The 20,440-nt window shown below is 71.0% G+C and carries 24 protein-coding genes and 1 tRNA gene; 16 read left to right on the top strand and 9 right to left on the bottom strand.

What is annotated here, in order from left to right; translation table 11 throughout:
- The first annotated feature begins 29 nt into the window (after positions 1-29).
- From Msi02_RS27690 to Msi02_RS27655, 8 genes are all read left to right on the top strand, one after another.
- On the top strand, positions 30-746 hold the full coding sequence (locus Msi02_RS27690) for a GntR family transcriptional regulator (RefSeq protein WP_204050980.1): 717 nt from the start codon (positions 30-32) through the stop codon (positions 744-746).
- A 124-nt stretch (positions 747-870) separates the two neighbouring features.
- On the top strand, positions 871-1,302 hold the full coding sequence (locus Msi02_RS27685; RefSeq protein WP_204050979.1) for a plasmid replication, integration and excision activator: 432 nt from the start codon (positions 871-873) through the stop codon (positions 1,300-1,302).
- Positions 1,302-1,631, top strand: a complete 330-nt coding sequence (locus Msi02_RS27680; RefSeq protein WP_204050978.1) for a 4a-hydroxytetrahydrobiopterin dehydratase family protein — start codon at positions 1,302-1,304, stop codon at positions 1,629-1,631. The genes Msi02_RS27685 and Msi02_RS27680 overlap by 1 nt, the downstream gene beginning before the upstream one ends.
- Positions 1,632-1,718: 87 nt before the next feature.
- Positions 1,719-3,158: an FtsK/SpoIIIE domain-containing protein gene (locus Msi02_RS27675; RefSeq protein WP_204050977.1), complete on the top strand. Its 1,440-nt coding sequence runs from the start codon at positions 1,719-1,721 to the stop codon at positions 3,156-3,158.
- Positions 3,145-3,306 (top strand): hypothetical protein, encoded by a 162-nt coding sequence (locus tag Msi02_RS27670; RefSeq protein ID WP_204050976.1) that lies wholly within the window; start codon positions 3,145-3,147, stop codon positions 3,304-3,306. Before Msi02_RS27675 ends, Msi02_RS27670 begins: the two co-directional genes overlap by 14 nt.
- 38 nt (positions 3,307-3,344) lie before the next feature.
- Entirely contained in the window at positions 3,345-4,919 is a 1,575-nt protein-coding gene (locus Msi02_RS27665) for a replication initiator (RefSeq protein WP_239108761.1), read from the top strand.
- A complete protein-coding gene (locus Msi02_RS27660) occupies positions 4,916-5,104 on the top strand; it encodes a helix-turn-helix transcriptional regulator (RefSeq protein ID WP_204050974.1) in 189 nt (62 codons plus the stop codon). The genes Msi02_RS27665 and Msi02_RS27660 overlap by 4 nt, the downstream gene beginning before the upstream one ends.
- Positions 5,101-6,483, top strand: coding sequence for a tyrosine-type recombinase/integrase (locus Msi02_RS27655; protein WP_204050973.1), 1,383 nt, complete (start codon positions 5,101-5,103; stop codon positions 6,481-6,483). The genes Msi02_RS27660 and Msi02_RS27655 overlap by 4 nt, the downstream gene beginning before the upstream one ends.
- 254 nt (positions 6,484-6,737) lie before the next feature.
- On the opposite strand, the gene Msi02_RS27650 is transcribed toward Msi02_RS27655, so the two are convergent.
- A tRNA-Arg gene (locus Msi02_RS27650) sits at positions 6,738-6,811 on the bottom strand.
- 242 nt (positions 6,812-7,053) lie between these two features.
- Here Msi02_RS27650 and Msi02_RS27645 point away from each other — a divergent pair.
- The 7 genes from Msi02_RS27645 (at position 7,054) to Msi02_RS27615 (ending at position 12,230) form a co-directional block, all read left to right on the top strand.
- Positions 7,054-7,872, top strand: a complete 819-nt coding sequence (locus Msi02_RS27645) for a phosphotransferase (protein ID WP_204050972.1) — start codon at positions 7,054-7,056, stop codon at positions 7,870-7,872.
- Between the two features lie 42 nt (positions 7,873-7,914).
- Positions 7,915-8,859, top strand: a complete 945-nt coding sequence (locus Msi02_RS27640; RefSeq protein WP_204051057.1) for a cobalamin biosynthesis protein — start codon at positions 7,915-7,917, stop codon at positions 8,857-8,859.
- The gene (locus tag Msi02_RS27635) at positions 8,856-9,002 is read left to right on the top strand and encodes a hypothetical protein (RefSeq protein ID WP_204050971.1); all 147 of its coding nucleotides are present in this window, start codon (positions 8,856-8,858) and stop codon (positions 9,000-9,002) included. The genes Msi02_RS27640 and Msi02_RS27635 overlap by 4 nt, the downstream gene beginning before the upstream one ends.
- Positions 9,003-9,012: 10 nt before the next feature.
- Entirely contained in the window at positions 9,013-9,396 is a 384-nt protein-coding gene (locus Msi02_RS27630; RefSeq protein ID WP_204050970.1) for a thiol-disulfide oxidoreductase DCC family protein, read from the top strand.
- A 92-nt stretch (positions 9,397-9,488) separates the two neighbouring features.
- Positions 9,489-10,397: an ABC transporter ATP-binding protein gene (locus Msi02_RS27625; protein ID WP_204050969.1), complete on the top strand. Its 909-nt coding sequence runs from the start codon at positions 9,489-9,491 to the stop codon at positions 10,395-10,397.
- Positions 10,378-11,178, top strand: a complete 801-nt coding sequence (locus tag Msi02_RS27620) for an ABC transporter permease subunit (protein ID WP_204050968.1) — start codon at positions 10,378-10,380, stop codon at positions 11,176-11,178. The genes Msi02_RS27625 and Msi02_RS27620 overlap by 20 nt, the downstream gene beginning before the upstream one ends.
- Positions 11,178-12,230, top strand: coding sequence for a PucR family transcriptional regulator (locus tag Msi02_RS27615; protein ID WP_239108760.1), 1,053 nt, complete (start codon positions 11,178-11,180; stop codon positions 12,228-12,230). The genes Msi02_RS27620 and Msi02_RS27615 overlap by 1 nt, the downstream gene beginning before the upstream one ends.
- 138 nt (positions 12,231-12,368) lie before the next feature.
- On the opposite strand, the gene Msi02_RS27610 is transcribed toward Msi02_RS27615, so the two are convergent.
- The 8 genes from Msi02_RS27610 to Msi02_RS27575 all read right to left on the bottom strand — a co-directional run bounded on the left by Msi02_RS27610 (position 12,369) and on the right by Msi02_RS27575 (position 19,588).
- Positions 12,369-13,331 (bottom strand): quinone oxidoreductase family protein, encoded by a 963-nt coding sequence (locus Msi02_RS27610; protein ID WP_204050967.1) that lies wholly within the window; start codon positions 13,329-13,331, stop codon positions 12,369-12,371.
- A gap of 85 nt (positions 13,332-13,416) precedes the next feature.
- Positions 13,417-14,445, bottom strand: coding sequence for a zinc-binding alcohol dehydrogenase family protein (locus Msi02_RS27605; RefSeq protein ID WP_204050966.1), 1,029 nt, complete (start codon positions 14,443-14,445; stop codon positions 13,417-13,419).
- A gap of 136 nt (positions 14,446-14,581) precedes the next feature.
- Positions 14,582-14,953, bottom strand: a complete 372-nt coding sequence (locus tag Msi02_RS27600) for a winged helix-turn-helix transcriptional regulator (protein ID WP_239108759.1) — start codon at positions 14,951-14,953, stop codon at positions 14,582-14,584.
- A gap of 24 nt (positions 14,954-14,977) precedes the next feature.
- Positions 14,978-15,664, bottom strand: coding sequence for an HAD family hydrolase (locus Msi02_RS27595; RefSeq protein ID WP_204050965.1), 687 nt, complete (start codon positions 15,662-15,664; stop codon positions 14,978-14,980).
- Positions 15,654-16,736, bottom strand: a complete 1,083-nt coding sequence (locus Msi02_RS27590) for an ABC transporter ATP-binding protein (protein WP_204050964.1) — start codon at positions 16,734-16,736, stop codon at positions 15,654-15,656. Before Msi02_RS27590 ends, Msi02_RS27595 begins: the two co-directional genes overlap by 11 nt.
- Entirely contained in the window at positions 16,733-17,608 is an 876-nt protein-coding gene (locus Msi02_RS27585; RefSeq protein ID WP_204050963.1) for an ABC transporter permease, read from the bottom strand. Before Msi02_RS27585 ends, Msi02_RS27590 begins: the two co-directional genes overlap by 4 nt.
- The gene (locus Msi02_RS27580; protein ID WP_239108758.1) at positions 17,596-18,432 is read right to left on the bottom strand and encodes an ABC transporter permease; all 837 of its coding nucleotides are present in this window, start codon (positions 18,430-18,432) and stop codon (positions 17,596-17,598) included. Before Msi02_RS27580 ends, Msi02_RS27585 begins: the two co-directional genes overlap by 13 nt.
- Before the next feature lie 4 nt (positions 18,433-18,436).
- The gene (locus Msi02_RS27575; RefSeq protein WP_239108757.1) at positions 18,437-19,588 is read right to left on the bottom strand and encodes an ABC transporter substrate-binding protein; all 1,152 of its coding nucleotides are present in this window, start codon (positions 19,586-19,588) and stop codon (positions 18,437-18,439) included.
- A gap of 112 nt (positions 19,589-19,700) precedes the next feature.
- On the opposite strand from Msi02_RS27575, the gene Msi02_RS27570 reads away from it, so the two are divergent.
- Positions 19,701-20,438, top strand: a complete 738-nt coding sequence (locus Msi02_RS27570; protein ID WP_204050962.1) for a GntR family transcriptional regulator — start codon at positions 19,701-19,703, stop codon at positions 20,436-20,438.
- Positions 20,439-20,440 lie beyond the last annotated feature (2 nt).

Genomic DNA, 20,440 nt, shown 5'->3' with positions numbered 1-20,440 from the left:
ACAAGTGGAAAAGTGATTGGGCGCTTAACATGAGCATGGACTTCGCCCCGCCGAAGTACGCCCAGGTGATGACGGCGATTCAGCAGCGTATCCGGGATGGGGAGTACGCGCCCGGCGACATGCTGCCCTCGGAGACGCAACTTGTCCGGGAGTTCGGCGTCGGCCGTACCACCGTTGTGCGGGCGCTTCAGACCCTTGCCATGCAAGGCTGGATCGAGCGCGAACACGGCCGCGGCTCGTTCGTGAAGGGCCGCCCCGAAAGCCCACCTGAGCGGGTACGGCCCGGCCTGTCGGCCGCCGAGCATCCCGAGAGCGCCGAGAACATCGTCAGTGTTGCCCGGGTGCCGGCTCCCCGGCACGTCGCCAAGCTGATGGGCGTCGATGAGCGAACCCCCGTGATCGCCCGTCACCGAATTGCCCGGCAGGGCGACCGGGTATCGGCGGCGGAAACCCTGTGGTTCCCCCTGGAGATCGCCCTCGGCACCGACCTGGACAAGCCCGATCCGCTACGGCATGGCGTCCGGCAGCACCTCCAGGCGGTCAAGCATCTGCGGATCGACCACGTCACCGAACGCCTGACCGCACGGAAGCCAACCAAGGAGGAAGCCGAACTCCTCGGCTCCTCGTCCCCGGTGCTCGGCGTGCTGGCGACCATCCATGACCCGGCGGGGACCGTGCTCCTGGTGCTGAGCGTGGCCCTGCCCGGTGACCTGCACGAACTTGAGGATGTCTACCAGGTGAGCTAAGTCTTACCCCGCTCGTCTCGCTCGGTTACTTGTGCGGACGAGTGGGCAAGGCTTACAGTAGAACTCAATCGGACAAGTGGACGAGCGCATGAGCTGCTCGTCCCGAGCAAAAGGAATCACGCACATGGCCATCCAAGGACCCATCCCGATCGCCTTCGAGCACGTCTTCCCGCACGGCTGCTACCTCGTGGGGGAGGTGGAGCAGGTCAAGGACTTCACCGCCTCGACCGGCGGGCGCACCGTGTTCGCCAAGGACAAGACCACCGGGGAACTGGTCTGGCAGGTCGCCGTCATGGACGCCGACCCGGCCGCCAAGCTCGCCCAGAAGACGGTCGCGGTGAAGATCATCGCGCCGGTGCAGCCGGTCCCGCCGACCCCCACCCCGGGCCTGCCCATTACGCCGGTCGAGTTCGAGGGGATGACGGTCACGCCGTACGTCCACCAGACCACCGGACGCCTGGCCTACTCCCTGCGAGCGAGGAGCATGCGCGCTCCCCGCGCCGGGGCCGCCTCGACCAAGCAGACCGGCGCGGCCGGTAAGGAGGTGGCGGCCTGATGCTCCGCGACCCCTACACCTACGTCACGCTCTCGCTCAGCCCCGGCAACCCGGCCAACGTCGGCATCTCGTTCTACTCGCCCGAGCTGCGGGCCGGGGCCTCGGTGCTGGACTCCGGGCGGCCCTACTTCGCCATTACCAGCCCGAGTGTGGACGTGACCGTCTCGACCACCGCGGCCGGGCCGGTCACCCCCCGGGACGTCGAGATCGCCCGGCAGATCGTCCAGGCCGCATCCCACTACCTCGCCGGCTGCGAGCGCCTGATCGAGCAGCAGCAGGCCGACTCCGACCAGCTCGCCCTTCCCGGCGTCGACGGTTCGGCGGCCTGACACGCAAGCGGGGCCGCTGGAAGCGGCAACTTCCGGCGGCCCCTCGGATCTCCCACGCACTCCAATGCTTGAGAGGACTCCAGCCTAATGCTGAGAAGACTGTCCGGAGACGAGGCACGAAACCTCATCTCCACCACCCCAGACACGGCCGTCGTCTTCCGCCCGGCCGTCATGCGAACCCCCGCGATCGTCACCATCGTGATCTGGCTGGCCCGCCTGCTACGCAGGCTCGTCCGGACGCTGTGGCGGCACCCGATCGCCTGCACCGCCGCAGCAGCTCCGGCCGTGGTCACCCTGACCTACGGCTGGCGCATGGCCGTGATCCTGGCCGGGTTCCTGCCCGCGATGGGCCTGTCATGGGTGCTGCTGGAACGGGACTCCTTCCTGCGCGTCGTCGGCTGGCCGCTGCTGGCCTGGTGGCGCCTGGTCTGGGTCTACCGGCGGCACTGGCAACCGGTGATGATCGTCTCCGGGCTCGGTCGGCACCTGCGCGGCCGTGACTACCTGCCCCGCCTGGTCAAAGTCCGGTGCACCTCGTGGGCCGACCTGGTCAACGTGAAGATGCTGAACGGGCAGGCGGTCAAGGACTGGACCGACCGCGCCGATCACCTCGCGCACGGCTTCGGTGCCCGAAGCTGCCGGGTGTCGATCGCCCGCGCCGGTCGCCTCGTGCTGACCCTGCCCCGGCATGACCCCCTCGCCGAGCCGTTGCCGGCTGTGCCCATCCCCGAGGTTGCCTCGGTGGGGCCGGTCGAGATCGGCCGGTGCGAGGACGGCACACCGTACCGGCTCAAGGTCCACGGCACACATGTCCTGATCGCAGGCGCGACCGGCGCGGGCAAAGGCTCCTACCTGTGGAGCGCCATTCGCGGTCTGCTCCCCGCGATGCGGGCGGGCCTGGTGCAGGTCTGGGCGCTCGACCCCAAGCGGATGGAGCTGTCCTTCGGCCGGGCGCTGTTCGGCACCCGCTACGCCGCCACCCCCGCCGAATGCGCCGACCTGCTGGAGGCCGCCGTCTCGGTGATGCAGGAGCGGGCCGACCGGTTCGGCGGCAACCAGCGCTCCCACACACCCAACGTGGCCGACCCCTTCGTCCTGGTCGTCGTCGACGAGGTCGCCTTCCTGACCGCCTACCAGTCCGACAAGGGCCTCCGCGAGCGGACCAAAGCGGCCCTCGCCACGCTCACCACCCAAGGCCGCGCCGTCGGGGTCGGCGTCATGGCCGCGCTCCAGGACCCCCGCAAGGAGGTCATGAACATCCGCAACCTGTTCCCCGACAAGATCGCTTTGCGACTCGACGAGAGCGAACAGGTGGACATGGTCCTCGGCGACGGCGCACGCGACCGGGGTGCCCTCGCTGACCGCATCTCACCGGTCCCCGAACTCGGCGCGGGCGTCGGCTACGTCCGGCTGGAAACCTCACCCGACCCGATCCGCGTGCGCGCGGCCTACGTCTCCGACGAGGACATCCGCGCCATGGTCGCTACCTTCTCGGCTGGCAGGGCGGGGGCGCATGCCCGTGGTTGAAATCTCCCACCTCCTCGACGAGCTCACCTGCGCGGCCTGCGGCACCCGCAACGCGCTGTGGCTCTACCCGGTCCGGGGCGTCATCGAGTGCCGCGAGTGCGGCGAGAAGGCAACCGTGATCTTCGAGCCCTCCGGCGGTGATCAGTGACAGTCACGAACGACAGGGCCACCCCTCGCGCTGTCCGCATGGCGATGCCACTGGCCCGGGACGTCGTCGAGGAGATCGCCAAGCAGTACGGGGTGTGCATCCGCCCGGTCCCGCTCCGGCGACAGGACATCCTCACCGGACAGACCGAAGTCATCGACGTCCCGTGCGGCGCCACGCTGGAGAGCAAGTGCCCGCCGTGCGCCAAGCGCAATCGGCAGCTTCGGCGGGCGCAGTGCCGGGAGGGCTGGCACCTCGACCACGAGCCCGTCAACCTGCCCAACAACGCCGACGAGTATCAGCGTCACCTCGTGGAGCTGCGGGCCGACGCCCAGGCGTGGCGGGACGAGGTGGAAAAGGCCGGCGGCGACACCACCGACCTGGACGCCGCGATCGAGGACCTGGACGAGGAGATCAACCGGGCCGGGATGCGCGGCAACGTCCTCGGCCGCACCTCCGGCAAGCGCACGCGGTCCACGAAGCGGCGGCAGGACGCCCCGGACCTGCCCAAGCGGCAGATGACCAAGACCACGCTCGGGCGGACCTTCACCGGCTCGGACGGCAAGGTCTACCGGCCGTCGATGTTCGTCACGCTCACCCTGCCGTCGTATGGCCGGGTGCTGGAGGGTGCTCCCCTTGACCCTGACCGGTACGACTACGGCCGGGCGGCCCGGGATGCGCTGCACTTCTCCAAGCTCGTCGACCGCTTCGTGCAGAACCTCCGCCGGGTCGCCGGGTATGACGTGCAGTACTTCGCCACCGTCGAGCCTCAGAAGCGGCTCGCTCCGCACCTGCATATGGCAATCCGCGGCACCCTGCCCCGTGCGGAGCTGCGGCAGATCATCGCGGCCACGTATCACCAGGTGTGGTGGCCTCCGGCCGATGACGTTCGTTTCGAGGGGGACCACCTGCCGGTCTGGGAGGACGGGGCCGGCTACCTCGACCCGACCACGGGGGAAGTGCTGCCGACCTGGGAACAGGCCCTCGACCGGCTCGACCAGGACGAAGACGCCGAACCCCTGCACGTGCTCCGCTTCGGCGACCAGCTCGACATTCAGAGCGTGCTTGCCGGTACACCCGACGCTGACCAGCTCATCCAGTACCTCTCGAAGTACCTGACAAAGAGCCTCGGTGACGCGCTCGGCACCGACGACCCACGCCGCAAGGCCCACGCCGAACGGCTGCTGGAAGCGCTGCGGTTCGAGCCATGCTCGCCGACCTGCCCGAACTGGCTGCGCTACGGGGTGCAGCCCAAGGGCGCCAAGCGGGGGATGGCTCCGGGCCGGTGCAGGGGCAAGGCGCACAAGCCCGATCACCTCGGCTACGCGGGGCGGCGCGTGCTCGTCTCGCGGAAGTGGTCGAACAAGACCCTGACCGAGCACAAGCAGGACCGCCGCACGTGGGTGCTCGAAGCGCTCGGCGTCGAAGACGAGCCGGTCGATCCCCACCGCTACGTCTGGAAGCCCGTCAAGCCGGGTGATCCCGAGTTGGCCCCCATCGGCGTCCGGCTTCTGCGCTCGGTCCACCAACGCCAGCGCTGGCGCAACCACCTCGACCGGCTCCAGGCCGCGGCAGACGGACAAGTTCTTTCGGCAACTGAAGGGAGGGCGGCATGAGAAAGGACGACAAGCTGATGACGGTCCCCGAGATCCTCGACGAACTCGGCGTGTCCGTCCGCACCTTCTACCGCTGGCGCGAGATCGGCAAGGCACCCCAGGGCTTCAAGCTCCCCAACGGCGAGATCCGCATCTACCGCAGCGAGTTCACCGCCTGGTTGGAAAGCCTCCGGGAGGCGGCGTGAACCCGACCTACAACGTGAAGTTCTGGGAGATCCGCGCGAACAAGACTTCCCAGGGGCCGGGGAAGCCGAAGCGGGTCGTCTCGCACACCGTGCGGTGGACAGTGGACACCCGCGAGAAGTCCTCGACGTTCCGCACGAAGGGCCTGGCCGAAAGCTACCTGTCGGACCTGCGGCAGGCCGCCAAGCGCGGGGAAGCTTTCGACCTTGAGACCGGGCTCCCCGAATCCATGGTCAAGGCGAAGAACGCTCGCACGTGGTTCGCCTTCGCCGTCGCCTACGTCGAGACCCGCTGGCCTCACTCGGCGGCCAAGAGCCGGGAGGGCATGACAGATGCGCTGTCCAACGTCACGCCCGTGCTCACCAGCGACCGGCCGGGCCGCCCCGATGACGAGACTCTGCGGCGCGCTCTCCGAGAGTTCGCGTTCGTGCCGGCCGACCGTCGTCCGGCTCCTACACCTGAGATCGCGGGCGCGCTGCGCTGGCTGGAAGCGGCTTCGTTGCCTCTCACTGCCTTGGAGGACGCCAAGCATGCACGGGCGGCCCTGGAGGCGCTCGCGCTCCTCCTCGACGGCTCCGCGGCGGCGGCCTCGACCTACCGGCGCAAGCGGGCCGTGTTCCATCACGCCCTGGACTACGCCGTAGAGCTGGAAGAGCTTTCGGCAAATCCACTCGACCGGGTGAAGCTACGCCGTCCCAAGTCGACGGATGAGATCGATCGGCGGGCGGTGGTGAATCCCGCCCAGGCGCGTGAGCTGCTGACGGCCGTGACCTACTGCGGCCGGACGCGGGGGCCGATGCTGGCCGCGATGTTCGCCTGCATGTACTTCGGCGGCCTGCGTCCGGCTGAGGCGGCCGGGCTGCGTGAGAAGGACTGCCATCTTCCCGAATCCGGCTGGGGCCTGCTCACCCTGGAGAAGACCAAGCCGCAGAGCAACAAGCGCTTCACCGACTCGGGCAAGACCCACGACGATCGCGGGCTCAAGCACCGCAGCGAGAAGGACACGCGGCAGGTACCGATCCCGCCCGAACTGGTCGCCATCCTCCGCGAGCACATCGAGCGGCACGGCGTCGGCGACGACGGACGGCTCTTCCGTACGAGGACGGGTGGTCTCATCTCCGGCTCGGCCTACTCGAAGGTCTGGAAAGAGGCACGGAGCTACGCCTTCACACCCGAGCAGGTCGCCTCGCCCCTGGCCGCTCGGCCGTACGACCTGCGCCACGCGGCCGTCTCGTTGTGGCTCAACGCAGGGGTCCACGCACCGGAAGCCGCCGAGCGGGCCGGCCACGGGGTGGACGTGATGCTCAGGGTCTACGCCAAGTGCATCGACGGACAACGCGACGTCGCCAACCAGCGGATCATGGAAGCTCTCACCGGATGAGGCGACACGAGCACGCATCGCCGAAGGGTCTCGGTCCATGCCGAGGCCCTTCGGCGTGTTCCGGGAGGCTCGGAATCATTCCGGAAGTTGGCGGAATCCGCCTGGCGACCTGCGGAAACGTGGCCAAGATCATTCCGGATATATTCCGGGAGTGGCCGCCTGGGGCTGCATCTGGTGGCGTCCGGCTGCATCCTCGGCGAGAGCCCGATCATGTGAAAGCCCAGCTCAGAGGGGAGATGGGCTGATGAGAGGAGCGCGCCCTGAGGGATTCGAACCCCCGACCGTCGGATTAGAAGTCCGATGCTCTATCCAGCTGAGCTAAGGGCGCTCGTGCCTAATTCTGCATGATCCGGGGACCGGGTACACACCCGGTTTCCCGGACATGGGCCGGACCACCCCTCCGGCGGGCCTTCGAGCCTGGTGGCGGTGCTCGTCAGGGATGGCCGGCCGGCCCAGCGCCGACGCTGCTCAGCGTGAACATCGGGGACGCCCTCGCGCACAGGGGCAGGCACGAAGGGAACTCGCCTGCCCGACTGCGGTCGGGTGATCTCGCGGCTACACTGCATCGCCATGTCCGTACGCGAGATCCCACTCGTCGGAGATGTCTCCGAGGGGGTCGTACGGGTGGGCGCGACCGTACGGCGGCCGATGCGGCCCTCGTCGCCGTCGGTCCACGCGCTGCTGCGGCACCTGGAGTCCGCCGGGTTCGACCGGGCGCCGAGGGTTCTCGGGATCGACGAGCGGGGCAGGGCGATCCTCACGTACGTCGAGGGCGTGGTGCCCGCACACCCCCTGCCTGCGTACGCGGTGAGCGAGGAGGCGCTGACCACGCTGGCCCGGCTGCTGCGGCGCTTCCACGACGCGGCGGCCTCGTTCAGCCCGCCTCCCGGCGCCGTATGGGAGAACGGCTCGGCGCCGGAGGGCCCCGCCGAGCTCGTGGGCCACTGCGACGTCACCCCGGCCAACGTCGTCTTCCGCGAGCGGCCCGGCGCGGGGCTCCTGCCGTACGCGCTGATCGACTTCGACCTGGCCAGGCCGACGACGCGGCTGTTCGACGTGGTCACCACGTTGCGGCACTGGGCCCCGCTCGCCGATCCGCTGGACCGCGATCCGCTGCAGCGGTCCCTGGACGCGGCGGCCCGCGTGCGGCTGTTCTGCGACGCGTACGGCCTGCCGGCGCGGGACCGGCTCATGCTGGTGGAGACGGCCAGAGTGCGGTTCGGCCGCTCCTACGCGCTCATGCGCGACCGGGCCAGGACGCTCGGCGGCGGCTGGGCGCGCATGTGGGACGGCGGCGCGGGCGGACGGATCAGACGCGCCGCCGCCTGGCTCGACGCCAACGAGGACGCGATCCAGCGCCACCTCCTCGGCGACGATCCCATCTCGTGACAAACGGGGCACGTACGGCAGAATGCCTGCGTGATCCGGATCATGGACGGTGCCACGGCGGCGGGGCTGCTCGCCGGGGCCGCGATCGACGCCGCGGTGGGGGATCCCCGGCGGGGCCATCCCGTCGCGGTGTTCGGCAGCCGGGCCGCCGCCCTAGAAAAGCGCATATATCGGGATTCGCGGTTAGCGGGGCTGGCCTACACCACCGTCTGCGTCGGCGCGGCGACGGGCGTGGGGCTGCTCGCCGAGCGGATGACCCGGTCGAGCCCGGTCGCGCGGGCCGCGGTCACCGCAGCCGCCACCTGGGCGGTGCTCGGCGGCACGACGCTGGGCAGGGAGGGCGCGCTGATGGCCAGGGCCCTCGATGACGGCGACCTGGCCGCCGCCCGCGCACGCCTTCCGCACCTGTGCGGGCGCGACCCGTCCGGGCTGGACGCCGCGGAGCTCGCGCGGGGCACGGTCGAGTCCATCGCGGAGAACACCTCGGACGCCGTCGTCGCCCCGCTCGTGTGGGGCGCGCTCTTCGGCGTGCCCGGCCTGCTCGGCTACCGCGCGGTGAACACACTGGACGCGATGGTGGGCCACCGGTCACCGCGCTATGAGAGGTTCGGCTGGGCCTCGGCCCGGCTGGACGACGTGGCCAACTACGTGCCGGCCCGGCTGACGGCCCTGCTCACGGCGGGCCTCGCCGGCCTGGTGGGCGGTTCCCCGCGCCGCGCGGCGGCCGTCCTCGTGCGGGACGGGCACCGCCATCCCAGCCCCAACTCCGGACGCTGCGAGGCGGCCTTCGCCGGCGCCCTCGGCGTACGCCTCGGCGGGGCCAACGACTACGGTGGCCGGGTCGAGCACCGCCCGGAGCTGGGCGACGGCCCCCGTCCGGCCGTCTCCGACATCCCCAGGTCCGTATGGCTGGCGCGCGCGGTGTCGTACGCGTCGGTCGGCCTGGCCGTCGCCGCACGCCTGGTCCGCGGAAGGGGTCGACGATGAGTGCACTCGTCCTGCTGCTGGTCTTCGCGGTCGTCTTCAGCGTCGTGGTCGCGGTGGTCGTGGTCGCCGTGCTGGTGGTGCGCGCGTCACGGCAGCCCGCGCCGCCACCACGAGACCGGAATGATCCGCCCCAGGATTGGTAGGTTCGACGGCATGGGCGGAGAAAGCGGAGAGCACCCGGTCCTGCTGGTCTTCGACGGCGACTGCGCCTTCTGCCAGGCGTGCGTGAACGCCGGGCACCGGTTCCTGCCGTACATGCCCGCCGTGCGGGCATGGCAGGGCCTCGACCTCGGCGCGGCGGGCCTGACCCGCGAGGAGGTCGCGGCCTCCGTGCAGCTCCTGGGCCCGGACGGGCTGCGCGCCCACGGCGCGCGAGCCGTCGCGCTGCTCCTCGCCCTGCAGCCGCGCGCGGCCTGGCGCGCGGCCGGCCGGGTGATGCTGACCCCGCCGGTGAGCTGGGTCGCCGAGGCGGGCTACCGGCTGGTCTCCCGCTACCGCCACCTCCTGCCCGGCTCCACCACGTGCGGCACGTCGTGACCTCCGCTTTGCCGAAGGTGGGAACAAACACGACCGGCAAGTGTCCGGAAGCGGGCATACCCCGCGCCTGACGGGAGCGCCACCATTGCGGCATGACAGCAGTGGTGGAGACCGAAGGACTGACGAAGTTCTACGGTACGAGACGAGGCCTCGAGGACCTCACCCTCGAAATCCGGCAGGGCGAGGTCTTCGGCTATCTGGGCCCCAACGGCGCCGGCAAGACGACGACGATCCGGCTGCTCCTCGACGTGATCCGGCCGACGTCCGGCCGGGCGACCGTCCTCGGCGCCGACACCCGCGATCCGCGCGTACGCGCCCGGATCGGCTACCTCCCGGGCGAGCTGGCCCTGGAGGGCAGGGAGCGGGCCCGCGACTACCTCCAGTTCCTCGCCGACGTACGCGGCGGGGTGAGCCGCGGCAGGATCGACGAACTGGCCGAGCGGCTCGACGCGGACCTGTCCATCAGGATGGGCGAGCTGTCCAAGGGCAACAAGCAGAAGGTCGGGCTCATCCAGGCGTTCATGCACGAGCCCGAGCTGCTCATCCTGGACGAGCCGACGAGCGGGCTCGACCCGCTGGTGCAGCAGGAGTTCCTGGCCATGGTCCGGGAGGCGCGCACGGCAGGCCACACGATCCTGATGTCGTCGCACGTGCTCGCCGAGGTGGAGCACGTGGCCGACCGGGTGGGCATCGTGCGCGCGGGCCGCCTCGTCGCGGTCGAGGACATCGCCGCGCTGCGCGAGCGGGCCGTACGGCACGTGGAGCTCCACTTCGACGCGCCGGTGCCGAAGGAGTCGTTCGAGGGGCTCCCGGGCGTACGCGACGTGGTCGTCCGGGGGGCGAGCCTGCGCTGCACGATCGACGGCAGGCCCGACGCGCTGATCAAGGCGGCGGCCCGTTACACCGTGGTCCACATGGTCAGCGCGGAGCCGGACCTCGAGGAGATCTTCCTGACCTACTACAGCGAGGAGGAGGGCCGCCATGCCCACGCTGGTGCGTAAGAGCCTGGGGGAGTACCGCCGAGCCCTCATCGGCTGGACGGTCGGGCTGTGCGCGTTCCTCGGGATGTACATCTCGATCTACGCGAGCATGATGAACGACCCCGAGACGTTCAGCAAGCAGGCCATCGCCAAGTATCCGGGCGCGTTGAGGGACCTGATGGGCGGCATGGCCGACATCGCGACCGGGCGCGGTTATCTCCAGGCGGTCGCCTACCAGCTCCTCGGCCCGTTGCTGTTCACCATGTGCGCCGCGATCCTCGGCAACCGGGCCATCGCCGGCCCGGAGGAGGCCAAGACGCTGGAGCTCACGCTGACGCTGCCGATCGACCGCAGGCGGCTGCTTCTGGAGCGCTGGGCCGCGCTGGCGCTCGGCCTGCTCGCGGTGGCGCTGGTGACGCTGGCCGTCGCCACCGGGGCCTCGTCCGCCGCCGACATGGACGTGCCGTTCGGCAGCATCCTCGCCGCGCACACCGGTTTGTTCCTGCTCGTGCTGTTCTTCGGGACGCTGACGCTGTGCGTGGGCGCGGCGTTCGGGCGCAAGCAGGTCGCGCTCGCGGTGGTCGGCGTGTGGGGCGTCGCCGGATACATCGTGGAGACCATGGGCAAGAGCATCGACGCGATCTCCTGGCTGCGCTGGATCTCGCCCGTCCACTACTACCTCGACGGCAGGCCGCTCTATCAGGGCTGGCCGTACGGTGACTACCTTGTCCTGCTGGGTGCGACGGCCGTCCTCCTCATGACGGCGCTGCTCGCCTTCGAACGGCGTGACGTAGGAGTCTGATGGACAGCGTTCTCGCTCGCGTGAGCGAGGCGACCGGGGTGCCCGCCGACTTACTCGGCGGGTTCCTGTCGGTTCTGGCCGCGTCGGCCGCCACCGGCAGGCTGCCCGGCCGCGCCGACATGGACGGCCTGCGCGAGTGCGGCGCCCTCGCCGCCGAGCGCGGCATCCCGCTGCGGGTGCTCGCCGACGCCTGCCTGCACGCCGCCGAGATCACCGCCGGCGGGGCCTTCGGCGCCGTACGCCGCGGCATGGCGGCCTACATCGAGGGATACGAGGAGGCCCAGCGCGCCGCACTCCGGCAGGAGGAGGAGGCCCGGCGCATGTTCGTCGACGACCTGCTGCAGGGCAGGGCGGACGCCGAGCGGGCCGAGCACTTCGGCCTGCGGCTCGCGGGGGCGTACGTCGTGACCGTGGCCAGGCCGGACACCCCGGTGGCGGCGGGCGACCCGCTGGTCGGGAGGATCGAGCAGGCGCTGGTGGCGAGGTTCGGGTCGCACAACATCCTGGTCGCCGTCCGCGACGGCCTGCTGGTGTGCGTGTCCCCCGGCGCGCTGGCCGCCGCGAGCGGCGAGTTCACCCATCACGTACGCTCCGCGCTCACGGACTGGCGGGTGGGGGTGGGCCGCCCCCACCAGGGCCCCGGCGGGATCGTCACCTCCTACCGGGAAGCGGTCAACGCGATCGACCTCGGCGAGCGGCTGGGCCTGCGGGCCCAGGTGCTGAAAGCGGCCGACCTGCTGGTCTTCCCGGTGCTGCTGCGGGACAGGGAGGCGATCGTGGACCTCGTCTCCACCGTGCTCGGGCCGCTGACCTCCGCCCGCGGCGGGCCCGAGCCGCTGCTGGAGACGCTGGAGGCCGTCTTCGCCTCCCAGGGCAACCACACGGCGGCGGCGCGCAGGCTCGGCGTCAGCACGCGGGCCATCACCTACCGGCTGGAGCGGATCAGGAGGCTGACCGGCTTCTCGCCGAGCGACCCCACGCAGCGGTTCACGCTGGAGACGGCCGTGCTCGGGGCCCGCCTCCTGGAATGGCCGGCCCACCCGCTGACGTGATCGGATCCGCCCCGTCGCGGGCGAGGTGCGCACCGGCGGCGCCGCGGTGGCCGCGCAGCGGCTGATCGCCATGGCGGCCTGAGGACGTTCCCCGCGGTTCCAGGGCTCAGCGGTTCAGCGGTTCAGGGGATCAGCGATTCAGGGGATCAGCAGCAGCTTGCCGGTCGTCCGCCTGCCCTCCAGGTCGTCGTGGGCGCGCCGGGCCTCGGCGAGCGGGTAGCGCTGGGAGATGTGCACCTTCAACGCGCCGGAGGCGACCCAGCCGAGCAGGTCGTTCGCCCGCGACAGCAACTCCTCGCGGGTGGCCGTGTAGTGCGCGAGCGTGGGCCGGGTCAGGAACAGCGAGCCGCCCGCGTTGAGCCGCTGCGGGTCGAACGGCGGGACGGGGCCGCTGGCCGCGCCGTACAGCGCCATCATGCCGCGCGGCCGCAGTGACGCGAGCGACCCGTCGAACGTCGCGGCGCCGACCCCGTCGTAGACGACGTGCACCCCGGCGCCGTCGGTGATCTCCTTGACGGCCTCGGGGAAGCCCTCGTAGCCGATGACCTCGTCGGCGCCCGCCTGCCGGGCGAGCTTCTCCTTCTCGGCGCTGGAGACCGTGCCGATCACCCGGGCGCCGCGGAGCTTGGCCATCTGGACGAGCAGCAGGCCCATGCCACCGGCCGCCGCGTGCACGAGCACGTCGTCGCCCGACCGGATCGCGTACGTGGAGTGGGTCAGGTAGTGCGCGGTCAGCCCCTGGAGCAGCACCGCCGCAGCGAGGTCGGGTGACAGCCCGTCGGGCAGCCGGACCACCTTGTCCGCCGGGACCACGGCCTTGGTCGCGTACGCGCCGACCGCGCTGGCGGAGGCGACCCGGTCGCCGGGCACCACGTCGGTCACGCCGGGGCCGACGGCCGTGACGGTCCCGGCCGCCTCCGCGCCCGGGATCAGCGGGAGCGGCAGCGGGTAGCGGCCCTCGCGGTGGTAGACGTCGATGAAGTTGACGCCCGTCGCCGCCACGTCGACCAGCACCTCACCGGGGCCGGGCTCGGGATCGGGCCGCTCGGCGTACTCCAGCACCGAGGAATCACCGTAAGCGGGGACGACGATGGCATGCATGCGCGACTCCTGTTGTCTTCGGGCTCGGTTCCTGTGGTCCCCAACCGGCCGGGCCTTGTCCGTTGTTCCCGCCGAAAGGGGTTGTTCAGAAGCCGGTGAGAGTGATCTTGCCGATCGCGGTGCCCGATTCGAGGATCCGGTGGGCCTCGCGGAGGTTGGCGGCGTTGACCGGGCCGAGGTCGCGGTTGGCGGTGGTGGTGACGACCCCCGCGTCCACGAGCCGTGCGACCCGGTCGAGGATGCGGTGCTGGTTCACCTGCTGCGGGGTCCGGAACAGCGAGTGGGTGAACATGAGCTCCCAGTGGAACGAGATGCTCTTCGGCTTGAGCACGCCGATGTCGAGGGAGTCGTGGTCGTCGATGGCGACGATCTGACCGAAGGGGGTGAGCGCCTCGGCGTAGGCCGCGAGGTTGCGGTCGGTGCCGGCCGTGCTGAAGACGTGGTCCACGCCGCCGGGCGCGACCTCGGCCAGTTGCTTCGCCAGCGGCCCCCGGTGGTCCACGACGTGGTGGGCGCCCATCCGGCGGGCGAACTCCACCGTCTCGGGCCGGGAGGCCGTGCCGATCACGGTCAGCCCGGTCAGGGCGCGGGCGAGCTGCACGACGATCGAGCCGACGCCGCCCGCGGCCGCGGTCACCAGCAGCGTTCCGGTCTGGCCGAGCGCGTCTCCGCGCAGGCCGAGACGCTCGAACAGGCCCTCCCAGGCCGTGAGGGCGGTCAGCGGCAGCGCGGCGGCCTCGGTGAAGGACAGCGTGGCGGGCTTGTGGCCGACGATGCGCTCGTCCACGACGTGGAACCGGGAGTTCGCGCCGGGCCGGTCGATCGCGCCGGCGTAGTAGACCTCGTCGCCGACCTCGAACAGCTCCACCTCGTCGCCCACGGCGACCACGGTGCCTGCGGCGTCCCAGCCGAGCACCTTGGGCTCGCCGCCCGGATCGCTGTTCTGCCGCACCTTGTAGTCCACCGGGTTCACGGCGACGGCCTCCACCCGGACCAGCAGATCGTGCGGGCCGGGTTGCGGCACGGGCAGTTCCACGTCCAGCAGGCTTTCCGGGTCGTCGACGGGAAGGCTGCGCCGGAAGGCGACGGCGGGCATGGTCCGGTTCTCAGTCATGGTTGTCCCCTGCGCGATCGTCATGGATTTCGTGCCGAGCCGTACTGCTCGGCGGCATGACCTGCACGGTATCCACCGACGCCTGGTTACCCGCAAGGGACACGAGTTCCCTTTGGGAACCATCCAGGTGAGGGGGCTAATCCGGGTCGGGGAAGCGGTCGATGTTCCGCTCCACCCACGTCCGCAGGTGGGCGAGCGGGACGTTGGCGTCCCGGCCCAGCGGGGTGAGGCTGTACTCCACGCGCAGCGGCACTTCCGGATACACGTCGCGGTGGACGAGGCCGTGGTCCTCCAGGCGGCGCAGGGTCTGGGTGAGCACCTTGGGGCTGACGCCCTGGAGGCGGGCGCGCAGCGCGCCGAAACGCTGCGGCCCGTCCTCCAGGGCGCCCAGGGCCAGCGCGCTCCACTTGTTGGCCAGCAGGTCGAGCATGTTGCGGCACGGGCAGGCGGCGGAGTAGACGTCCTTGGGGTCGTCGCAACCGGTCTTCACGGTGTTCATGACGCGCATGCTGCGACGATACCCAAAGGGAACTTAGGTCCGTGGAGTAACCGTCCCGGGATGGGAGACCAGCCGGCGAAGTAGCGGCACGTCGACGCTCTCCAGCGTCGGCACCGCCGTCACCCCGCTGACGGCGCCCGAGGAGCCGACCATGATGACGGCGCACCCGGCGGACCGGGCCGAGGCGACGCCGGTCGGGCTGTCCTCGACCGCCACGCACGCCGCCGGATCGACGCCGAGCCGCGCGGCGGCGGCCAGGTACGGATCGGGCGCCGGCTTGTTCCTGACGCTGTCCCCGGCGGCCACCGACAGCCGGAAGCGGTGCTCGCCGACGGTCTCCAGCACCAGGTCCACGACCGGACGTGGGGACGCGCTGACCAGCCCGGCCGGGATCCCGGCCGTGCACAGGGCCTCCAGCAACGCGACCGCGCCGGGGAGCGTGGTCACCCCGTTCTCGAGCCGGTCGGTGAACGCGTCCGTCAGCAGGGCCTCGACGGCCCGCGCCCCGGGAGCTTCGGCAGTGCCCAGGGCGGCTGTGATGTGCAGGGCGGCGTCCTCGACCGACAGGCCGAACAGCGCCTCCCGGTCGGCCTCCCCGAGAGGGGAGCCCAGGCCGGCCGCGACCTCCACGCAGGCGTCCCACCACAGGTCCTCGGTGTCCACCAGCGTGCCGTCCATGTCGAACAGGACCGCCGCCGGGCCGCACTCTCTAGACGACATCGGGTTCGGGGACCGCCGCCGCGGCTCCGGTCTCCGAACGGGCCGACACGAGCACGGGCCGCTCGACCAGCCCGACCCGTACGGCGGTGCCGGGCGCGAAGCGCGCCGAGTCGTGCCCGGGGACGTCGGCCAGCACCTCGGTGCCGTCGCCCAGGCGGACCCGCAGGCGGGCGGTGGAGCCGCGGAACGACGACACCATGACGATCCCGTCGCCCTCGGCGTCGGGTGTGACCAGCACGGCTTCGGGCCGCACCAGCACGTCCGCCTGTGCCGTGTCCGGCGCCTGGCCCTCCACGGGCAGCGTCTGCCCGAGGACGGTGACCCGGTCGCCCGACACCAGGCCGGGCAGGTGGTTCATCGCCCCGACGAACTCGGCGACGAACGGGGTCGCCGGCCGGTCGTACAAGGTGGCGGGGTCGGCGACCTGCTCCAGGCGGCCGTCGCGCAGCACGGCGACCCGGTCGGCCATCGACAGCGCCTCCTCCTGGTCGTGCGTCACGAAGATCGTCGTGATGCCGAGGGAGAGCTGCAGGCGGCGGATCTCCTCGCGCAGCGTGACCCGCACCTTGGCGTCGAGCGCCGACAGCGGCTCGTCCAGCAGCAGCACCCTGGGCTCCAGGGCGAGCGCGCGGGCCAGCGCCACGCGCTGCTGCTGGCCGCCGGACAACTGGTGGGGGTAGCGGTCGCCGACCGAGGGCAGGCCGACCAGTTCCAGCAGTTCCTGCGCGCGGGCGTGCCGCTTGGCGGCGGGCACCTTGCGCACCCGCATGCCGAAGCCCACATTGTCCCTCGCGTTGAGGTTGGGGAAGAGGCTGTAGGACTGGAAGACCATGCCGGCGTCGCGCCGGTTGGCCGGCACGCGGGTGATGTCGGCGCCGTCCACCAGCACCTCGCCCTCGTCGGGCTGCTCGAAACCGGCCAGGCAGCGCAGCGCGGTGGTCTTGCCGCACCCCGACGGGCCGAGCAGCGCGATCAGCTCGCCGGGCTCCACCGTGAGGTCGAGCCCGTCCAGCGCGACCGTGCTGCCGAACCGCCGCCGCAGGCCGCGGAACTCGACCCGGGCGCCGTTCATGATCCACTCCTTTGCCTCGCACCGGCGGACGACAGGGCGAGCAGCAGCAGCCAGGTGATCAGCAGGCTGAACACCGAGACGGCCACCGACACCTGCGCCTGTGAGCCGGAGATCCGGTAGATCCAGTTGGGGAAGGTCTGGAAGCTGAGCAGCCGGGCGATCGTGAACTCCCCGAGCACCAGTGCCAGCGTGAGGAACGACGCGCTGGCCATCGCCGACCGCATGTTGGGGATGATCACCCGCAGCAGCACGTGGGGCCACGACGCCCCGAGGTTCCTGGCCGCCTCCGACAGCGTGCGCACGTCGATCGCGCCGAGGCCCGCGTCGAGCGAGCGGTAGGCGAACGGCAGCGCCAGCACGACGTAGGCGAGCACGAGCACCACCGGGAAGTCCGGGTTCTGCACGGCGATGATCGTCTGGTAGAGGGGCGTGCTCGCCAGGTAGTCGGGCCCCCACCGCAGCACGGTGCTGATTCCGGCCACGAACGTGATCGGGGGCACCACCAGCGGCAGCGTGCAGACCACCTCGAGCACCGGCCGCAGCCCCGGCGCGCCGAGCCGTACGGCCACCGCTGCGGGCAGCGTCAGCAGCAGGACCAGCACGATCGTGGCGACGCCGAGCCCGAGCGACAGCAGGAGGCTGCCGCCGAAGCCCTCGGCGGAGAAGATCTGGCCGTACGCGTCGAGCGAGAAGCCCTGGTCGGGCGCCTTCACGGTGAAGACGAACGACGCGATCAGCGGGACGAGGAAGTAGACGGCGGCGAGCACGAGGACCACGCCGCGCCACACCCGGGGACGCCGCGGCCGGCCGCCCCGCCCGGGCGCCGTGGCAGGGGCGAGCTGTGTGGAAACCTGGGGAGTCAGCGAAGCCATCGGGCGCTCCTTCGCTGCAGCGGGAGGTAGACGGCCATGACCAGGCCCGCGACCACGATCATGTCGAGGCTGAGGGCCAGCGCGACGTTCTCGTGGCCGATCAGGACGTTGCCGGTGAGCGCGTCGGCGATCTTCAGGGTGACCAACGGGACGGTGGACCCGACCATGGCCTGCGCCGTGGCGTAGGCCGAGAACGCGCCGCCGAACAGCAGCACGACCCCGCCGAGCAGCGCAGGGGTCAGCACCGGGATCCCGACGTACCGCCAGAACTGCCAGGTGCTCGCGCCGTTGTTCTGCGCGGCCTCACGCCACTGCGGGCGCAGCCCGTCGAGCGCGGGCACGACCGTGAGCACCTGAAGGGGGATGGAGAAGTACAGGTAGACCAGGGTGAGACCCCAGAAGTTGTACAGGCTCCACCCGTGGGCGCCGAGGCCGAGGGTGGTGGTGACGACGCCCGAATTGCCGAGCGTGGCGATCCAGGCGAAGGCCAGCGGCACGCCGCCGAAGTTGGCCAGCACGCCGGAGGCGGTCAGCACCGCCTCGCGCAGTGCCCGGAACCTGGAGGTCACCACGGCCTGGGCGAGGAAGGTGCCGAGCACCCCGCCCAGCACCGCCACGAGCGCCGAGAGCTTGACGCTCCCGGCCAGGGCGGTCAGGTACGCGCCCTGGAGCGACTCGGTGAGGTTGGCGGTGCTGAGCGTGCCCTCCTTGGTGAACGTGCCACCGAGGAGGACCAGCATCGGCACGCCGAAGACGATGACGACGAAGACCAGCAGCGGCAGGGCCGCCCACCGGCTCTTCGACCGCGTACGGCTGTCGCGCACGATCTCAGCCCGAGACCGCCGCGCCCCACCCGCTCGCCAGGACCTCCTTGGCCTTGTTGACCTGGTCGGGAGTGGGGAACGTGGGGGTGCCCTCGACCTTGGGGAGCTGGGCGACCATGGCGGCGTCCGCGCTGCCGTCCTGCTGCATGGAGGGCAGCAGCACCGGGCGGGCGTAGCCCTTCAGCCACAGGTTCTGGCCCTCGGTGCTGTAGAGGAACTCCTGCCACAGGCGGGCGGCGGCGGGGTGCGGCGCCCACTTGTTGATCGCCTGGGCGTAGAAGTTGGCGTACTGCCCGTCCGCGGGGATGGCGATCTTCCAGTCCACGCCCTTGGAGGAGAACTCCTTGGCGTAGCTGGCCTGCAGGTAGTCCCAGTCGAGGGTGATCGGGGTCTCGCCCTTCTCGACCGTTGCGGGAGTGGCCTCGACCGGGTTGAAGTTGCCGTTCTGCTTGAGCTTCTTGAAGAAGTCGATGCCGGGCTGGATGTCGTCGAACGAGCCCTGGTTGGCGAGCGAGGCGGCGTACACGCCGGCGAAGGCGGCGCCGGCCTTGGTGGGGTCGCCGTTGAGCGCGACCATGCCCTTGTACTCGGGCTTGAGCAGGTCGGCGAACGTCTGGGGGCAGGTCTTGACCCGCTTGGCGTCGCAGCCGATGGAGATGTAGCCGCCGTAGTCGTAGTACCAGGCGCCGCCGGGCTCCTTCTGCCCGTCGGGGATCTTGTCCCAGCTCTGCACCTTGTAGGGCGCGAACAGGCCCTCCTGGGCGCCGCTGAGCGCGAAGGCGCTGCCGAGGTCGAGCACGTCGGGAGCGCGGCCCTGGCCCTTGAGGGTCTTGACCGCGTTGATCTCGTCCTGGCTGGAGCCGTCGGGGTTGTCGTTGGTGATCTTGATGCCGTACTTGGCCTCGAACGCCTTGATGACCTCGCCGTAGTTGGCCCAGTCCGGCGGCAGCGCGATGGTGTTGAGCTGCCCTTCCTTCTTGGCGGCCTCCACCAGCTTGTCCAGCCCGCCGAAGTCCTGGGCGGAGGTCGCGGAGGCTGCCTTGGAATCACCCGATCCCGAGCCGCCGCCGGCGTTCGTGGGGGCGGCGCCGCATGCCGCGATCACTGAGGTGGTTATCGTGAGCGCGGCCACGAGGCCGGCGGTACGTGTGGACAACGGTCCCTCCCACTGTGGTGCGTGGATCGAACTTAGGCGAACTTGTACAAACAAGCCAGAGCTAGTAAGTCGCATATCGATGTCAGTCGCGTGAACGGAAGGGCTCAGCACGATGGCGCGCTACGAACAGATCGCGAGTGACTTGCGGGATGCCATCGTCAGGGGGGACTACCGGATAGGCGCTCAGCTTCCCTCCGAGGCTGAGCTGGCCTTACGGTATTCGGCGGCGCGCGGGACCGTCCGCCAGGCCGTCGCCCTGCTCGCCGCCGAGGGGCTGGTCGGGTCCCGGCAGGGCGCGCGGCGCATCGTGCTCGGCAGCGAGCGCAGCCAGAGCTTCGCCGAGTTGCACAGCTTCGCGCAGTGGGCCCGGTCGATGGGCTACCGCGCGAGCGGCACCGTGCTGTCCTCCCAGCGCCGCCCGTGCTCGCCCTCCGAGGCCGTACGGCTGTCGCTGGAGCCGGGGGATGAGGTGCTCGACGTGCTGCGGCTGCGGCGGCTCGACGGCGAACCGGTGCTGGTCGAGCGCACCGTCTACGCCGGCTGGATCGCCCCCGCCGTCGAGCGGCTCGACCCCCACTGCGAGTCGGTGACCCAGGAACTCTACGAGTCGGTCGGCCTCGTCTTCGCGTACGGCGAGCACCTGATCGACGCGGTGGCGGCAGGCAGCGAGGACGCCCGGCTGCTCGGCGTGCGGCGGGGCAGTCCCCTGCTGCGCCAGCGCCGCGTCACCACCACCCAGGAGGGCCGTCCCGTCGAGTGCTCCGACGACCGCTACCGCGCCGGCAGCGTGACCTTCAGCATCCGCAACTCCACCGCCGCCAACCCCCTCGTCCGCCGCGCCGGCGACTGACC

It is taken from the genome of Microbispora siamensis (assembly GCF_016863095.1).
Lineage (GTDB): Bacteria > Actinomycetota > Actinomycetes > Streptosporangiales > Streptosporangiaceae > Microbispora > Microbispora siamensis.
Note: the sequence above shows the minus strand (reverse complement) of the source record. Positions and strands in the feature narration are given on the sequence as shown.

Bases quoted from the DNA above. Each gene is read 5' to 3' on its own strand.
- Msi02_RS27690 (WP_204050980.1), top strand. From the start codon at position 30: ATGAGCATGGACTTCGCCCCGCCGAAGTACGCCCAGGTGATGACGGCG.
- Msi02_RS27685 (WP_204050979.1), top strand. From the start codon at position 871: ATGGCCATCCAAGGACCCATCCCGATCGCCTTCGAGCACGTCTTCCCG.
- Msi02_RS27680 (WP_204050978.1), top strand. From the start codon at position 1,302: ATGCTCCGCGACCCCTACACCTACGTCACGCTCTCGCTCAGCCCCGGC.
- Msi02_RS27675 (WP_204050977.1), top strand. From the start codon at position 1,719: ATGCTGAGAAGACTGTCCGGAGACGAGGCACGAAACCTCATCTCCACC.
- Msi02_RS27670 (WP_204050976.1), top strand. From the start codon at position 3,145: ATGCCCGTGGTTGAAATCTCCCACCTCCTCGACGAGCTCACCTGCGCG.
- Msi02_RS27665 (WP_239108761.1), top strand. From the start codon at position 3,345: ATGGCGATGCCACTGGCCCGGGACGTCGTCGAGGAGATCGCCAAGCAG.
- Msi02_RS27660 (WP_204050974.1), top strand. From the start codon at position 4,916: ATGAGAAAGGACGACAAGCTGATGACGGTCCCCGAGATCCTCGACGAA.
- Msi02_RS27645 (WP_204050972.1), top strand. From the start codon at position 7,054: ATGTCCGTACGCGAGATCCCACTCGTCGGAGATGTCTCCGAGGGGGTC.
- Msi02_RS27640 (WP_204051057.1), top strand. From the start codon at position 7,915: ATGGACGGTGCCACGGCGGCGGGGCTGCTCGCCGGGGCCGCGATCGAC.
- Msi02_RS27635 (WP_204050971.1), top strand. From the start codon at position 8,856: ATGAGTGCACTCGTCCTGCTGCTGGTCTTCGCGGTCGTCTTCAGCGTC.
- Msi02_RS27630 (WP_204050970.1), top strand. From the start codon at position 9,013: ATGGGCGGAGAAAGCGGAGAGCACCCGGTCCTGCTGGTCTTCGACGGC.
- Msi02_RS27625 (WP_204050969.1), top strand. From the start codon at position 9,489: ATGACAGCAGTGGTGGAGACCGAAGGACTGACGAAGTTCTACGGTACG.
- Msi02_RS27620 (WP_204050968.1), top strand. From the start codon at position 10,378: ATGCCCACGCTGGTGCGTAAGAGCCTGGGGGAGTACCGCCGAGCCCTC.
- Msi02_RS27615 (WP_239108760.1), top strand. From the start codon at position 11,178: ATGGACAGCGTTCTCGCTCGCGTGAGCGAGGCGACCGGGGTGCCCGCC.
- Msi02_RS27610 (WP_204050967.1), bottom strand. From the start codon at position 13,331: ATGCATGCCATCGTCGTCCCCGCTTACGGTGATTCCTCGGTGCTGGAG.
- Msi02_RS27605 (WP_204050966.1), bottom strand. From the start codon at position 14,445: ATGACTGAGAACCGGACCATGCCCGCCGTCGCCTTCCGGCGCAGCCTT.
- Msi02_RS27600 (WP_239108759.1), bottom strand. From the start codon at position 14,953: ATGCGCGTCATGAACACCGTGAAGACCGGTTGCGACGACCCCAAGGAC.
- Msi02_RS27595 (WP_204050965.1), bottom strand. From the start codon at position 15,664: ATGTCGTCTAGAGAGTGCGGCCCGGCGGCGGTCCTGTTCGACATGGAC.
- Msi02_RS27590 (WP_204050964.1), bottom strand. From the start codon at position 16,736: ATGAACGGCGCCCGGGTCGAGTTCCGCGGCCTGCGGCGGCGGTTCGGC.
- Msi02_RS27585 (WP_204050963.1), bottom strand. From the start codon at position 17,608: ATGGCTTCGCTGACTCCCCAGGTTTCCACACAGCTCGCCCCTGCCACG.
- Msi02_RS27570 (WP_204050962.1), top strand. From the start codon at position 19,701: ATGGCGCGCTACGAACAGATCGCGAGTGACTTGCGGGATGCCATCGTC.